Below are 12,703 nucleotides of genomic sequence, written 5' to 3' on the forward strand. Positions count from 1 at the left end.
CGTGGGGCAAATATCCTCCCAGGCCCTGGACGCTGCGCTGGCCACCGTCATCGACCCGGAGCTCCGCCGCCCCATCACGGAGCTCGGCATGGTCGAGTCGGTATCGGCTGCCGAAGACGGTACAGTGCGCCTGGCAGTCCTGCTCACCATTGCCGGCTGTCCGCTGCGGGACACCATCACCCGGGATGCCACTGAAGCGCTCTCCGGCGTCGCTGGCGTTTCGGCCGTGGACGTTGAACTGAAGGTGATGACGCCCGCCCAACGCCAAGCGCTCAGGGACAAGCTCCGGGGTCCAGGCGCCCAGCGGGTCATACCTTTCGCGCAGCCCGGGTCCCTCACCAAGGTGTACGCGGTGGCCAGCGGCAAGGGCGGGGTGGGCAAGTCAACGGTCACTGTGAACTTGGCGTGCGCCCTCGCGGCCCAAGGCCTGCGTGTCGGCATTGTCGACGCCGACGTTCACGGATTCTCGGTACCGGGACTTATGGGCATCACGCAGAAGCCCACGCAGGTGGACGACATGATCCTGCCTCCCGTTGCTTTCGGCGTCAAAGTCGTGTCCGTCGGCATGTTCGTGGTGGGCAACCAACCGGTGGCCTGGCGCGGGCCCATGCTGCACAGGGCCTTGGAGCAGTTCCTCACGGACGTCTACTTCGGGGACCTCGATGCGCTCTTCCTCGACCTCCCGCCGGGCACGGGCGACATCGCCATCTCAGTGGCGCAATTGCTTCCAACAGCGGAGATCATCGTGGTGACGACGCCCCAGGCAGCCGCCGCCGACGTCGCCGAACGTGCCGGAACCATTGCCACCCAAACCGGGCAGAAGGTGGCCGGAGTCATCGAGAACATGTCCTTTCTGGACATGCCCGACGGCGGCCGCATGGAGCTGTTCGGAAGCGGCGGTGGGGCGGTACTGGCTGAACGGTTGAGTAGCGCGGTTGGCACGGATGTCCCGCTGCTGGGGCAGATCCCTTTGGACATCCGCCTGCGCGAAGGCGGGGATGCCGGAAAACCGGTGGTCCTCGGAGCCGGGGAAAGCGCGGCCGGTGCGGCACTGATCGATATCGCAGCTAAGCTGGCAACTCGTCCGCGGGGGCTGTCCGGGATGAAGCTGGGGATCGAACCCCGCTGATTCCTGGGCCGGTTCTTCCTGGGCCTGTTCCCTTAGGTGGCTTCCGTGTCGAACGGTGCTGCTTCGCCGTCCGCAAGCCGCTGGATGATCCGTTCGGGAGCCTTCGGCCTGCTTGGTTCAGCGACCGCGGGGGCAGCGGCTGGTGCTCCGGCACTGACAGGCTTAGGATCGTCTTCGAGCAGGGCGTCCTTGATGATCCGGCGCGGATCGTACTGCCGGGGATCGTACTTCTTCCAGTCGACGTCATCGATGTCGATGCCGACTTCTTCTTTGATCTGTTCCCGTGCACCGGAGGCCATCCGGCGCACTTCCTTGACCAAGTTTGCGAGCTTCTGGGTGTATTCGGGCAGGCGGCTGGGACCGATGACGAGCACGCCGATGATCAAAAGGACGATGAACTCCGGGCCATTGATTCCAAACACGCTTCGAAGATTACCTTGTCTGTGGTGCCGCTCATAAACCAGCTGGACGCAGGAGGGCCTCGAGCCCTCGCAGCAGCCTCTGGTACCCGGCCTCGGATGGACGGGCTGCTGATTCCAGGCTCATGGAGTCCCCTGCCCTGACCAGTTCCGGAACTGCGTCCGCGGCTTGGTTTGCCGGCAGGTCGGCGGTGTACTTGATAATGGCGGACGATGTTGTGTAGACGGCCTGCCAGGGTGATCCCTGCGTAATGGAAAGCCGCGCAGTGGCATGTTGCTCGGAATCACCTCGATCCTGGCCCTGCATGTGCTCCTCCAGCACCGTGGCCGAGTGGCCGTTGTTTTCGAGATCCAGCTCGACGACCGGGTTCCCATCCACCTCAGTGGCGCGGGCGGCGATAACGTGGAAACCCAATTGGGCCATCTCCGGGCAGGCCCAGCCGTTGGCCCGTAAAAGACCGATCTGCTCAGGGCTCAAGCTTGCAGTATTGGTGGTGGGAGCGGAGTCGAAAATGAGCTCGGCCGGGCCCGTCTCCATACCGCCGGCCAGTGGCGCGGCGTCACTGGCAGCGGTGCGGGCGGGCGGTTCCGCGTCGCCCCCCACGGCGTAGGCGGTGGCGGCAAGCGCTCCTGCGCTGAGCGCCAGCGTTCCAGCAGCGACCACCGTGATCCGCAGGGACCGGCGGACGTGTGGCTGCCTCGATCGCGCGCTGCAGGGAGTATCCCTCTGGTTGGCCAGCGATTCTGTCTGTTGGATCAAGCGTGCGGCGAGGTCTTGGCTGGCTTCGGGCACAGTGGAACCCCTCAGCCGTTCCAAGTATTGCTGTTCGCGGAGGTGGGCGGCCTGGCACCGGGCACACGCAGCGACGTGCGTGGGATTGCGGTTGTGGCGTAGGGCGCGCCACGACGACCGGCGGAGCGCGCCAAGCCGGAGATGGCGACGAGGCATTGGAGTCCTAGTGAAGCCCAGCGATGCGCGGCATCTTCAGGCGCGGCTTGCGCGTGGTGACGGGGCGCGGATCACGATGGGCCAGCTTCTCGCGCAGCATCGTCCGGCCGCGGTGGATTCGGGACCTGACGGTGCCCAGCTTCACGCCCAAGGCCTCAGCAACCTCGTCGTAAGAGAGGCCTTCCAAATCACACAGCACCACAGCTGCGCGGAAATCCGGCGGCAATTCTTCCAAAGCCCGCTGGACGTCAAGATCAAGATTGTTGTGTTCGTAGCTTTGCTCCGGGCCAGGCTCTCGGCCGGGAAGGCGGGACTCGGCATCTTCTCCGAGGGCGTCGAAACGGATCCGGCTTTTGCGCCGGGCTTGATCGAGGAACAAGTTGGTGGTGATGCGGTGCAACCAGCCATCCAACGTGCCAGGCTTAAAATTCTCAAGTGACCGGAACACCCGGACGAACACCTCTTGGGTGAGGTCCTCGGCGTCGAACTTGTTGCCCGTCAGGCGGTAGGCAAGGCGATAGACCTTGGCGGAGTGGTTGGCCACCACGTCCTCCCAGCTGGGCATCACCCACTCGGCAACTGCCTCAAGGCTTTCCGATGTTTGGACTGGCTCAGCATGCGATGCCGGCATCGTCCACTCCCCTCAAACTGTGGTACACCGTAGCCCGGTGCCGTCCACCTCATGGATGACCGGACAAGTATCATCCCAGATTTGTCTGGGAATTGCCTGATCAACCAACATTTTCCACGCTCGGCGAAACGGCGCGAACCCGGCCGGCACGCGGGACACAGTAGTCTGGTACAACACCCCTACACGCGGAGAGCGAATCCCTTCATGAGTGCCGACAAGTCAAGCAGCTGGTCCTACGCAGAAGATCTGCCGGCCGAAGATGACGTGTTGTTGCGGGCCCGGGAACGTTCCTACGAGCTCGGTGTCACCCCGGTGAGCCCGGGTGTAGGTGCGGTGCTCACAGTGCTGGCGGCCGCTTCCAAGGCGCAGACCGTGGTTGAAGTCGGTTCCGGCGCCGGAGTCTCCGGTGTGTGCCTCTTGCGTGGACTCGGATCGCAAGCAGTCCTGACCACCATCGACCTCGACGTCGAACACCTCAAGGCCGCGCGGGAGGCCTTCCTCGAGTCCGGCAGTCCGGCAAACAGGACGCGCACCATTTCCGGCCGCGCGGCGGACGTCCTCCCCAGGCTTACCGATGCCGCGTACGATCTCGTCTTCATCGACGCAGACAAGCCGAACTTCCCCGTCTACGTTGAGCAGGCCGTCCGTTTGCTCAAGTCCGGCGGAACGCTGGTAATCAATGATGCTTTGGACAAAGACCGGGTTTCCAACCCGGCGGCGCGGGACGCCACCACAGTGGTCCTCCGCCAGATCGGCAGATCGATTCGCGACGACGACCGCCTCGCCTCAGCCATGCTTCCGACAGGAGACGGACTCTTGGTGGCAGTCAAGAAGTAGCGGGGGCTTCCCACGCAAAACCGAGTGCTTCCCAACGCAAAACAGGGCGCCGGCTCACGCCGGGCCCTGCCCTATGAAGCTGGCTGGTAAAGGTCCTAGCCAGTAACGCCTACGAGGCATTCCCTGAGGTTTTCCGCTTCGGCGGCGTTGAGCTCGACCACAAGCCGGCCTCCACCTTCGAGCGGCACGCGCATGATCAGGCTGCGTCCCTCTTTGGTAACTTCCATAGGGCCGTCGCCAGTTCGTGGTTTCATAGCCGCCATTAGGAAAATCCCCTCCATTTGTCCTATGTCACGCCAACCCGGCCGGGCTGGATGCGCATCGCAATGCCAGCCGGCGGCACACGGGGCGGCCGCCTTGGCCGGGCACCTGTTAGGGTGCTTCTTCTTGCTATTACCCCATTATCCCGTACTTAACGCCCGGTAGCGAATCAACGGCATATTCGTCCGGACTCTGTACTTACTGCGTCCGGGCCCTATAACGCCACGTCAGGGCGGGTAATCACCGCCGCCGGGCAACTGGGCCCAAGCCCAGAGCCAGACGATCCACACTATCTGGAGCAGGATGAACATCACCACCACGGTGCCCCGGTAGGCCTTGGACTTCGAAAGGAAGGCGACGCCAAGTGCCAGCGGGAACATGGGCAGGAGCATCCGGAAAGTGCTGGTCTGCGGTTGCAGGAAGACCAGAAGGTAGCCCATGTAGCAGGCGCACCAGAGCCGCAGTTCAGTTCCCAAAGCCCTGACCGGCTTGGAGACCATGACAAGCGCGAAAAGCCCAACGAACACGAAGGGCGCAAATACTCCGGCGACGGGTCCAAGCAGCATTTGACCGGCGTCGAACCATGGCTTGAACGGCACCAAGTCCGTACCACGCCAAGCAGTTTCAGTGCGGGTGTAAGCCGTCGGGTCCCCCGTGGCAGCCCATGCGATGGCCGGCCAGGCCAGAGCTCCCAACGCGGCGACCCCCACCAAGACTGTTAACGGCACCAAGCGGACCAACGACGTCGGCTGGTCGGCTTGTTCGGCTTGACCGGGTTGTTCGGCTTGTTCGCCTTGTTTTCTTGGACGTACAGCCTGGTTGGGTCCGAAACGCTGCCACAACTTCCCCACCAGCAGCAGTCCCAGCATTAACGCGAACGGCACACCGGTGGGCCTGGAAAGACACATCAGCAGAACTACCGGGATGGCACTCAGGTATCGGCCGCGTACCACCAACAAAAGCGCCGCAGCGAGCAGCAGCAGGTTCAGGGATTCGGCGTACGGAACTTGGAGGATCGCCGACACCGGAAAGGTGGAGACGAAGACGACTCCCCATAATGCTGTGCGCCTGCCGGTGAACTCGAGGAAAAGCCTGTAGATGACCAGCGCCGCACCCAAGCCCGCTGCCATCGCAACGGTGGTGAGAGACTGCAAGGTGCCTAACCCCGTGAGGGCGCTCAGTCCTCGGCCCAGCAGCGGGAACAGCGGGTAGAACGCCCAGGTGTTCTCCTTGACCACTCCGTTCTCATCCAGTGGCAAGACGGACGGGTAGCCCTCATCAGCGGCGGTTTGATACCAGCGGCCATCCCAAATGGTGATGAAGTTCCAGTAATCGGGCGCAGGGGCGAACCACGGGTTGGTCCCTTGGTGCAGGGCAGCGGCGGCAAAGATGCACGCGCTCACCAGCCGTGCGGCCACGAAGACCACCAAGACCTGCAGCCACCACGGCCAACCGGACATCCGCCACACCGTGGTAGACAGCAACCGGGACACTGCGTCCGTGGCGCCCTCTTGACCCGCAGGGCGCGCCGCAGGTTTCATCACTGCGGGCCAGGGGCGGAGGCACTGTCCTCGGGAAGTGCCTCCACCAACGCTTGCAGCCTCTCGATTTCACGGTCTTTTGCCTGCAGCTGGTCCCGCAGTTCATCGAGGACCTGGTCCACCTGGTCCATCCGGTAACCCCGCAGCCCCAGCGCAAAGCGAACGGCATCGACGTCGCGCGCTTCCGGATTGTGGGCAAGCAGCACGGGAGGCAGGTTCGGCACCGGATCATCCAGGCCGGACCCCAGGGAACGTCCCTGCACGATGCGCGCCCCGAAATAGAGCGCGGCTCCAACAAGGACGATCGCGAGAAACACCAGGAAAAAGCTCACAGGGTCCATGGTGCCAGAAAGACGCGGCTATTCAGGGCGTTGATTGCCGTTGGCCGCCGGCGGGAGGGGCGCCCCGTGGAGCACGCGGTGAACTGCGTCGGCCGGATCGTCTACCAGTTGGATCAGGTCCAGGTCTTTTTCGGAGACCATCCCCTCCTCCACCAACGTGCCCTTGATCCACTCAAGCATCGGCCCCCAGAAACGGACGCCCAACAGAACGATGGGGAACGAGGTGACCTTTCGGGTCTGCACCAGCACCATTGCTTCGAAGAGCTCATCCAAGGTACCGAGACCACCTGGCAGCACCACGAACCCTTGTGCGTACTTGACGAACATGGTCTTGCGGGCAAAGAAGTACCGGAAGTTGATCCCCAGGTCCACCCACTGGTTGAGGCCTTGTTCGAACGGAAGCTCGATACCGAGCCCCACCGACACACCGTTGCCTTCCACGGCGCCCCTGTTGGCGGCTTCCATGGAACCCGGACCGCCGCCGGTGATGACGGCCACGCCCGCTTCGGCAAGCTTGCGCCCTACCTCCACCCCCATGTCGTAGTAGGCCGTTCCTGGTTTGGTGCGCGCGGAGCCAAAGACGCTGACGGCCGGGCCGAGGTCTGCCAAGGCACCAAAACCCTCAACGAATTCACTTTGGATCCGCAGCACCCGCCACGGATCAGTATGGATGAACTGATCAGCTCCGTTTGAATCCAACAAGTGCTGATCGGACATACCGGAATCAGCTTGTTTGCGGCGAAGTTCCAGCGGGCCCTTGTATTTCGCCGGGGCGACGTCAGAGGGGAGGGGTGCTTGGCCGGCCGGGACGCTGCCGTTGGCGTCCGGACGAGGAACTGGGTGCTGGCTCATACTCATTGCCCAAGGCTAGCGCTTATCGGCCGCAGCCCCTGCGCAGCGACTCGTCCCGTTGGCGACGCCCGGACCGCCACCACTTAAGGCTGGAATTAATCTGGAGATAAGGTTTCTGTTCAATCACGATCTTGGACAAGTGCCGTGACCACGGTCATAGGAAGAACTTCGTTCGCTAGATTCTTAATATGACTACACAAGTGTCCGGCGATGAGCTGGTCTCCCTGAATGGTGTTAACAAACACTACGGTCAACTCCACGTCCTCAAAGACATCAACCTCCACGTCCGGAAGGGTGAAGTGGTGGTGGTCATCGGACCGTCCGGTTCCGGCAAGTCGACCTTGTGCCGTGCCATCAACCGGCTCGAAACAATCGACGACGGCGATATCGCCATTGACGGGAAGAAGCTCCCCGAAGAAGGCAAGGACCTCGCCCGCCTGCGCGCCGACGTCGGAATGGTGTTCCAGTCCTTCAACCTGTTCGCCCACAAAACGATCCTCGAGAACGTTACTTTGGGCCCCATCAAGGTCAAGGGAATGGCCAAAGCCGCGGCTGAAAAGGAGGCCATGGCACTCCTCGAACGCGTCGGCGTCGGGCACCAGGCCCCGAAGCTTCCCGCCCAGCTCTCCGGTGGCCAGCAACAGCGTGTGGCCATTGCCCGCGCGTTGGCCATGAAGCCGAAGGTGATGCTGTTCGATGAGCCCACGTCGGCGCTGGATCCCGAGATGATCAACGAGGTCCTCGACGTCATGATCCAGCTCGCCAAGGAAGGCATGACGATGATCGTGGTCACCCACGAGATGGGCTTCGCCCGGAAGGCTGCTGACCGCGTCGTGTTCATGGCCGACGGCCAGATCGTCGAGGATGCCACACCCGAGGAGTTCTTCACCAACCCGAAGAGTGCCCGGGCCAAGGACTTCCTCTCCAAGCTACTGACCCACTAGCTTCCCCATCGCTTGCACCCGGCCCTTTCGGCCATCCAATGAAAGGAACGTCATGAAGTCACTCATCACCCGGAGGAAGTCTCTCCTGGTTGCCGCATCCGCCGCGCTTGCCCTCTCACTGAGCGCCTGCGGTGGCGGAAGCGGCTCCGCACCGGCTCCCGTCGACAAGCCCTCGTTCGCGGCAGGCACCACCATGGAGAAGTTGAACAAGGCCGGCAAGATCGTCATCGGCACCAAGTTCGACCAGCCGTTGTTCGGACAGAAGGGCCTGGACGGCAAGCCGGTTGGTTTCGACGTCGAAATCGGCAAGAGCATCGCCGCCAAGCTGGGTATCCCGGCCGACAAGATCGAATGGGTGGAAACCGTATCGGCCAACCGTGAGTCCTTCATCGAACAAGGCCGGGTTGACATCGTTATTGCGACCTACACGATCACCGATGCCCGCAAGCAGAAGGTGTCCTTCGCTGGCCCCTACTACCAAGCAGGGCAAGCACTGTTGGTGAACAAGGACGACAACTCCATCACCAAGCCCGAAGACGTCAAGGGCAAGAAGGTGTGCTCCGTAACGGGTTCAACGCCGGCAAAGACCATCGTTGACAAGTACGGCGCGGATCTGGTTCCGGCCGCTAACTACACTGCTTGCCTGGAACCGCTGCGCAACAAGCAAGTTGTGGCCGTCACCACGGACAACGTCATCCTCGCCGGGTACGTGGACAAGGAGCCGGACGCTTTCAAGCTGGCCTCGGACCAGACGTTCACCAAGGAGCCGTACGGCATCGGACTCAAGAAGGACGACACCGTGTTCCGCAACTGGATCAACGATCAGCTTGAGGCTTTCGGCAAGGACGGCACGTACAAGAAGGCATGGGAAGCAACAGCCGGAAAGGTCATCAAGACCGCTCCTGAGCTGCCCGCAATCAGCCGCTACTAAAGAATCGCGTGGTTGCCGCCGGCCCTTGAACGGGAGCGGCGGCAACCGCGGATTCCACGGATTAATTCCCCTTTCCGCCGTAGCCGAAAGAAGCCATGGACGCCATCTTCGAAAGCCTCCCCCAATATTGGGACGGATTCCTCCGCACCCTCTTCCTCGCCGTCATTTCGGGCGTCATCGCCCTGATCGTCGGTACCATCCTGGCCGCCATGCGCGTCTCGCCGGTAGCAGCTCTGCGGGGCTTCAGCACCTTCTACGTTGAAGTCGCCAGAAACACTCCCCTGACGATCATCTTCTTCTTCTCGGCTATCGTGCTTCCCAGGCTGGGTATCAAGTTCGAGCAATTCGAAGTGGCCGCCGTCATCGCACTGAGCACCTACACCGCGGCCTTCGTCGCCGAGGCCGTGCGGTCCGGCGTCAACAGCGTCCCTGTAGGGCAGGCCGAAGCGGCCCGCAGCATCGGCATGACGTTCACCCAGGTACTTGGCTTGGTCATCCTGCCCCAGGCCCTCCGAACAGTGGTGCCGCCGTTGATCAATATCATGATCGCCCTGGTCAAGAACTCATCCGTTGCCGGCGCATTCTTCGTCATGGAGCTCTTCGGTTATGGCCTGCAACTCACCAACAGCCATGGCGACGCCGTCATGTGGATCCTGATCGGTGTGGCCTTCTTCTACCTGCTGATCACCGTCCCATTGGGCTTGTTGGCCCACTTCATCGAGAAAAAGGTGGCGATCGCCCGATGACTTCAGTCCTTTACGACGTTCCCGGCCCCAAAGCCCGGCGTATCTCCCTCATCGGTTCGATCATCGGTTCCGTCATCATTGCCGCCGGCGTGGTGGGGGCTATTGTCATCCTCTCGTCGCAGGGGATATTCAACTCGTCCCGCTGGGAAGTCTTCGTCAACGACTACGCCGCTGACGTGTGGACCCAACTGGGCCTTGGCGTCCTTGCCACGCTGCAAGCCGCAGGTGTCGCCGCGGTCATCGCGTTCCCCCTGGGAGTTGCCTTCTGCCTCCTGCGGATCTCGCTGATCCCATGGGTCAGGATCCCCACTCAGGTGGTCCTCGAATTCCTGCGCGGCATGCCCGTGGTGCTGATGATCCTCTTTGTCCTCCTGGTTTTCGCCACGAGCCCTTTCACCGCCGTCGTGAGCGGCCTCGTCCTGTACAACGCCGCGATCTTTGCCGAGATCCTCAGGGCCGGAATCCAGTCCCTGCCCAAGGGGCAGCGGGAGGCCGGTTTGGCCATAGGCCTGCGCAGCTTCCAGTCACGCATGAGCATCGAATTCCCGCAGGCAATCCGGCGCATGCTTCCCTCGCTGATTGCGCAGTTGGTGGTCCTCCTGAAGGACACGTCGCTGGGCTACATCGTGGCGTACGAGGAACTGCTGCGTAAGGTCAAGCTGATAGCCGACCTTGAACCCAGCCTGCTGTTCTCTGCGTTCTTCGTAGGCGCGGCCATCTATATCCTGATCAACCTGTCCGTTTCCCGGCTTGCCATCATGATCGAACGGCGCGGCACCAAGAAAGCCGCCGGCGGCGTCGCCTCCGCCATCAAGACAGTCGACTTGGACGTCAACGCGCCGCAGTAGCACCAGTCCAAACGGCCCGGCTACTGCCCCAGCCATGTCCGCAGTGCCCGGAGGCACTCCCGGACGGCGTCGGCGTCGACGTGTTCGTTGTCCTTGTGGGCCAGCAGCGGATCGCCGGGTCCGAAGTTCACCGCCGGGATGCCGAGTTCACTGAACCGCGCGACGTCGGTCCATCCGTATTTCGGTTTCGGCTCGGCGCCGACGGCGGCCACGAAGGAGGCGGCAGCAGGGTGGTTGAGGCCGGGCCGGGCACCGGCGGCGGCGTCGGTTCGGACCACGTCGAAGCCCTCCAGGAGCTCACGTACATGGGCTTCGGCCTGATCCGGCGTCTTGTCGGGGGCGAATCGGTAGTTGATCTCCACCACGCAGCGATCGGGGATGACGTTTCCTGCCGTCCCGCCCTTGATCTTCACCGCGTTAAGGCTTTCCCGGTAGTCGAGCCCATCGACGGTGATGGTCTGCGGCTCGTAAGCTGCGAGCCTGGCCAAGATGGGCGCCGCTGCATGGATGGCATTGCTGCCCATCCACGCGCGGGCAGAATGAGCTGCTTCGCCGGTGGTGGTGGCCTCGAAGCGGCTCGTGCCGTTGCAGCCGCCTTCCACGGTGCCGTGGGTGGGCTCCAGCAGGATGGCAAAATCGCCCTGCAGGAGGTTGCCGTGGTTGCGGACCAACCTGCCCAGGCCGCTCTTAACGGCCTCTACTTCTTCATGGTCATAAAAAACGAAGGTGACGTCCCTGTCGGGCTGCCGCCCGGCGTCGAACAGTGTCGCAGCAAGAGCGAGCTGTACAGCCACGCCGCCCTTCATGTCCGTTGTTCCACGGCCGTAGAGCACGCCCTCCCCCGCACGCCCGGATTCCCAGGTTGCAGGCACTGTGCCCAGCGATCCCTCAACCGTGGGCAACGGGACGGTGTCAAGGTGTCCGGCCAGGATCACGCGCTCGGGTAGGCCAAGTTCGGTCCGGGCGATAATGGCATCTCCATCGCGCACCACCGAGTATTCGCCGATGGCACGCAACGCATCCTCGACGGCGTCGGCCAGTTCGGTTTCGTTACCGGACACACTGTTGATATCGATAAGTGCGGCCGTGAGCACGGCCACGTCCTGGCGTAGGTCAAGAGGCGCGAAGGCAGGATTCTGGGTCACCCTTCCACCTTAACGCCCACGAATATGCCACAAATGCGACTTGTTCAGCATGAGACTCGTTTCAGCCGCCGTTGGCCTGCTGGATAGACTTGGCCCATGACTGAAACTGCTTCCTCCGCTGCGCCCGCGACCGCGCCCGCCAACGATCGATCAGCCTATGGATTCGGACTTGCCACCATCGCCACCTCAGCCTCCGGCGAAGCAACGGTGCTGGACGTTTGGTATCCGGCCCCGGCCCTCGGCGTTGCTGCGGAGACCCTGCGGGACGTCGAGAACGCCGATCCCTCGCTGCTTGCACTCGCCGATGACAGCAAGGATGCCGAGCGCGGCACAGAACAAAAGGTCGTCTTCGCACAGATCGACCTCGACGCCGCACCGGCTGACACCGCCGACGCCTACCTGCGCCTCCACCTCCTTTCCCACCGCTTGGTTGCACCGAACAGCATCAACCTCGACGGCCTCTTCGGCAAGCTTCCCAACGTGGTGTGGACCAACTTCGGTCCAGCCGCGGTGGAGGGTTTCGAACTGACCCGCGCGCGCCTGCGCAAGCGCGGCAACGTTGTGGTTTACGGCGTGGACAAGTTCCCCAGGATGGTGGACTACGTGGTTCCTACCGGTGTGCGCATTGCCGACGCCGACCGCGTACGCCTCGGTGCGCACCTCGCCGAAGGCACCACAGTGATGCACGAAGGCTTCGTGAACTTCAATGCCGGGACGCTCGGCACCTCCATGGTGGAAGGACGGATCTCTGCCGGCGTCGTTGCCGGTGACGGGACCGACGTCGGAGGCGGCGCATCCATCATGGGCACGCTGTCCGGCGGCGGCAAGGAGAAGATCGCCCTGGGTGAGCGCGTGCTGCTGGGCGCCAACTCGGGTGTGGGCATCAGCATTGGCGATGACTCGGTGGTGGAAGCCGGCCTTTACGTCACCGCCGGTACCCGGGTTCGCGTTCCCGGGCCCAAGGACGAGAACGGTGAAGACACCAGCAAGATCATCAAGGCAGTGGAACTCTCCGGCGTCCCCAACCTGCTCTTCCGCCGCAACTCCACCACTGGCGGCGTCGAGGTCCTGCCCCGTAAGGGCCAGACTGTTGAGTTGAATGAGGCGCTCCACGCCAACTAGCAGGAGA

Annotated in this window: 15 protein-coding genes; 7 read left to right on the top strand and 8 right to left on the bottom strand. The window is 62.9% G+C overall.

Annotation, left to right across the window (positions count from 1 at the left end):
* The first annotated feature begins 1 nt into the window (after position 1).
* On the top strand, positions 2-1,129 hold the full coding sequence (locus QRN42_RS09050) for an Mrp/NBP35 family ATP-binding protein (RefSeq protein ID WP_284978916.1): 1,128 nt from the start codon (positions 2-4) through the stop codon (positions 1,127-1,129).
* Between the two features lie 32 nt (positions 1,130-1,161).
* On the opposite strand, the gene QRN42_RS09055 is transcribed toward QRN42_RS09050, so the two are convergent.
* Genes QRN42_RS09055 through sigE form a run of 3 tightly spaced genes read right to left on the bottom strand, consistent with a single transcriptional unit; the run spans position 1,162 to position 3,128 of the window.
* A complete protein-coding gene (locus QRN42_RS09055; RefSeq protein WP_284978917.1) occupies positions 1,162-1,551 on the bottom strand; it encodes a twin-arginine translocase TatA/TatE family subunit in 390 nt (129 codons plus the stop codon).
* 31 nt (positions 1,552-1,582) lie between these two features.
* Complete coding sequence (locus tag QRN42_RS09060; protein WP_284978918.1) at positions 1,583-2,497, bottom strand: hypothetical protein; 915 nt, start codon at positions 2,495-2,497, stop codon at positions 1,583-1,585.
* A gap of 7 nt (positions 2,498-2,504) precedes the next feature.
* The gene (gene sigE, locus QRN42_RS09065) at positions 2,505-3,128 is read right to left on the bottom strand and encodes an RNA polymerase sigma factor SigE (protein ID WP_284975969.1); all 624 of its coding nucleotides are present in this window, start codon (positions 3,126-3,128) and stop codon (positions 2,505-2,507) included.
* Positions 3,129-3,332: 204 nt separating this feature from the next.
* Here sigE and QRN42_RS09070 point away from each other — a divergent pair, with 204 nt between their 5' ends.
* Positions 3,333-3,965 (top strand): O-methyltransferase, encoded by a 633-nt coding sequence (locus QRN42_RS09070; protein ID WP_284975968.1) that lies wholly within the window; start codon positions 3,333-3,335, stop codon positions 3,963-3,965.
* 95 nt (positions 3,966-4,060) lie between these two features.
* On the opposite strand, the gene QRN42_RS09075 is transcribed toward QRN42_RS09070, so the two are convergent.
* The 4 genes from QRN42_RS09075 to QRN42_RS09090 form a co-directional block, all read right to left on the bottom strand.
* Positions 4,061-4,228: a DUF3117 domain-containing protein gene (locus QRN42_RS09075; protein WP_284975967.1), complete on the bottom strand. Its 168-nt coding sequence runs from the start codon at positions 4,226-4,228 to the stop codon at positions 4,061-4,063.
* A gap of 225 nt (positions 4,229-4,453) precedes the next feature.
* On the bottom strand, positions 4,454-5,686 hold the full coding sequence (locus QRN42_RS09080) for a putative hexosyltransferase (RefSeq protein ID WP_284978919.1): 1,233 nt from the start codon (positions 5,684-5,686) through the stop codon (positions 4,454-4,456).
* Positions 5,687-5,766: 80 nt separating this feature from the next.
* Positions 5,767-6,108, bottom strand: a complete 342-nt coding sequence (locus QRN42_RS09085; RefSeq protein WP_284978920.1) for a DivIVA domain-containing protein — start codon at positions 6,106-6,108, stop codon at positions 5,767-5,769.
* 18 nt (positions 6,109-6,126) lie between these two features.
* Positions 6,127-6,966 carry an LOG family protein gene (locus tag QRN42_RS09090; RefSeq protein ID WP_284978921.1) on the bottom strand — a complete coding sequence of 280 codons (840 nt, stop codon included), beginning with the start codon at positions 6,964-6,966 and terminating at the stop codon, positions 6,127-6,129.
* 182 nt (positions 6,967-7,148) lie between these two features.
* Between QRN42_RS09090 and QRN42_RS09095 the strand changes: the two genes are divergently transcribed.
* From QRN42_RS09095 to QRN42_RS09110, 4 genes are all read left to right on the top strand, one after another.
* Positions 7,149-7,904, top strand: a complete 756-nt coding sequence (locus QRN42_RS09095) for an amino acid ABC transporter ATP-binding protein (RefSeq protein WP_410549250.1) — start codon at positions 7,149-7,151, stop codon at positions 7,902-7,904.
* A 52-nt stretch (positions 7,905-7,956) separates the two neighbouring features.
* Complete coding sequence (locus QRN42_RS09100) at positions 7,957-8,835, top strand: glutamate ABC transporter substrate-binding protein (RefSeq protein WP_284978922.1); 879 nt, start codon at positions 7,957-7,959, stop codon at positions 8,833-8,835.
* A 95-nt stretch (positions 8,836-8,930) separates the two neighbouring features.
* A complete protein-coding gene (locus tag QRN42_RS09105) occupies positions 8,931-9,581 on the top strand; it encodes an amino acid ABC transporter permease (RefSeq protein WP_284978923.1) in 651 nt (216 codons plus the stop codon).
* The gene (locus tag QRN42_RS09110; protein ID WP_284978924.1) at positions 9,578-10,429 is read left to right on the top strand and encodes an amino acid ABC transporter permease; all 852 of its coding nucleotides are present in this window, start codon (positions 9,578-9,580) and stop codon (positions 10,427-10,429) included. The genes QRN42_RS09105 and QRN42_RS09110 overlap by 4 nt, the downstream gene beginning before the upstream one ends.
* Before the next feature lie 20 nt (positions 10,430-10,449).
* Here the strand turns inward: QRN42_RS09110 and dapE are convergent, their stop codons facing one another.
* A complete protein-coding gene (gene dapE, locus QRN42_RS09115; RefSeq protein WP_284975961.1) occupies positions 10,450-11,574 on the bottom strand; it encodes a succinyl-diaminopimelate desuccinylase in 1,125 nt (374 codons plus the stop codon).
* 96 nt (positions 11,575-11,670) lie between these two features.
* On the opposite strand from dapE, the gene dapD reads away from it, so the two are divergent.
* Positions 11,671-12,696 (top strand): 2,3,4,5-tetrahydropyridine-2,6-dicarboxylate N-succinyltransferase, encoded by a 1,026-nt coding sequence (dapD, locus tag QRN42_RS09120; RefSeq protein ID WP_284978925.1) that lies wholly within the window; start codon positions 11,671-11,673, stop codon positions 12,694-12,696.
* The last annotated feature ends 7 nt before the right edge of the window (positions 12,697-12,703 follow it).

This window comes from Arthrobacter sp. fls2-241-R2A-200 (assembly GCF_030209745.1).
Classification (GTDB): Bacteria; Actinomycetota; Actinomycetes; order Actinomycetales; family Micrococcaceae; genus Arthrobacter.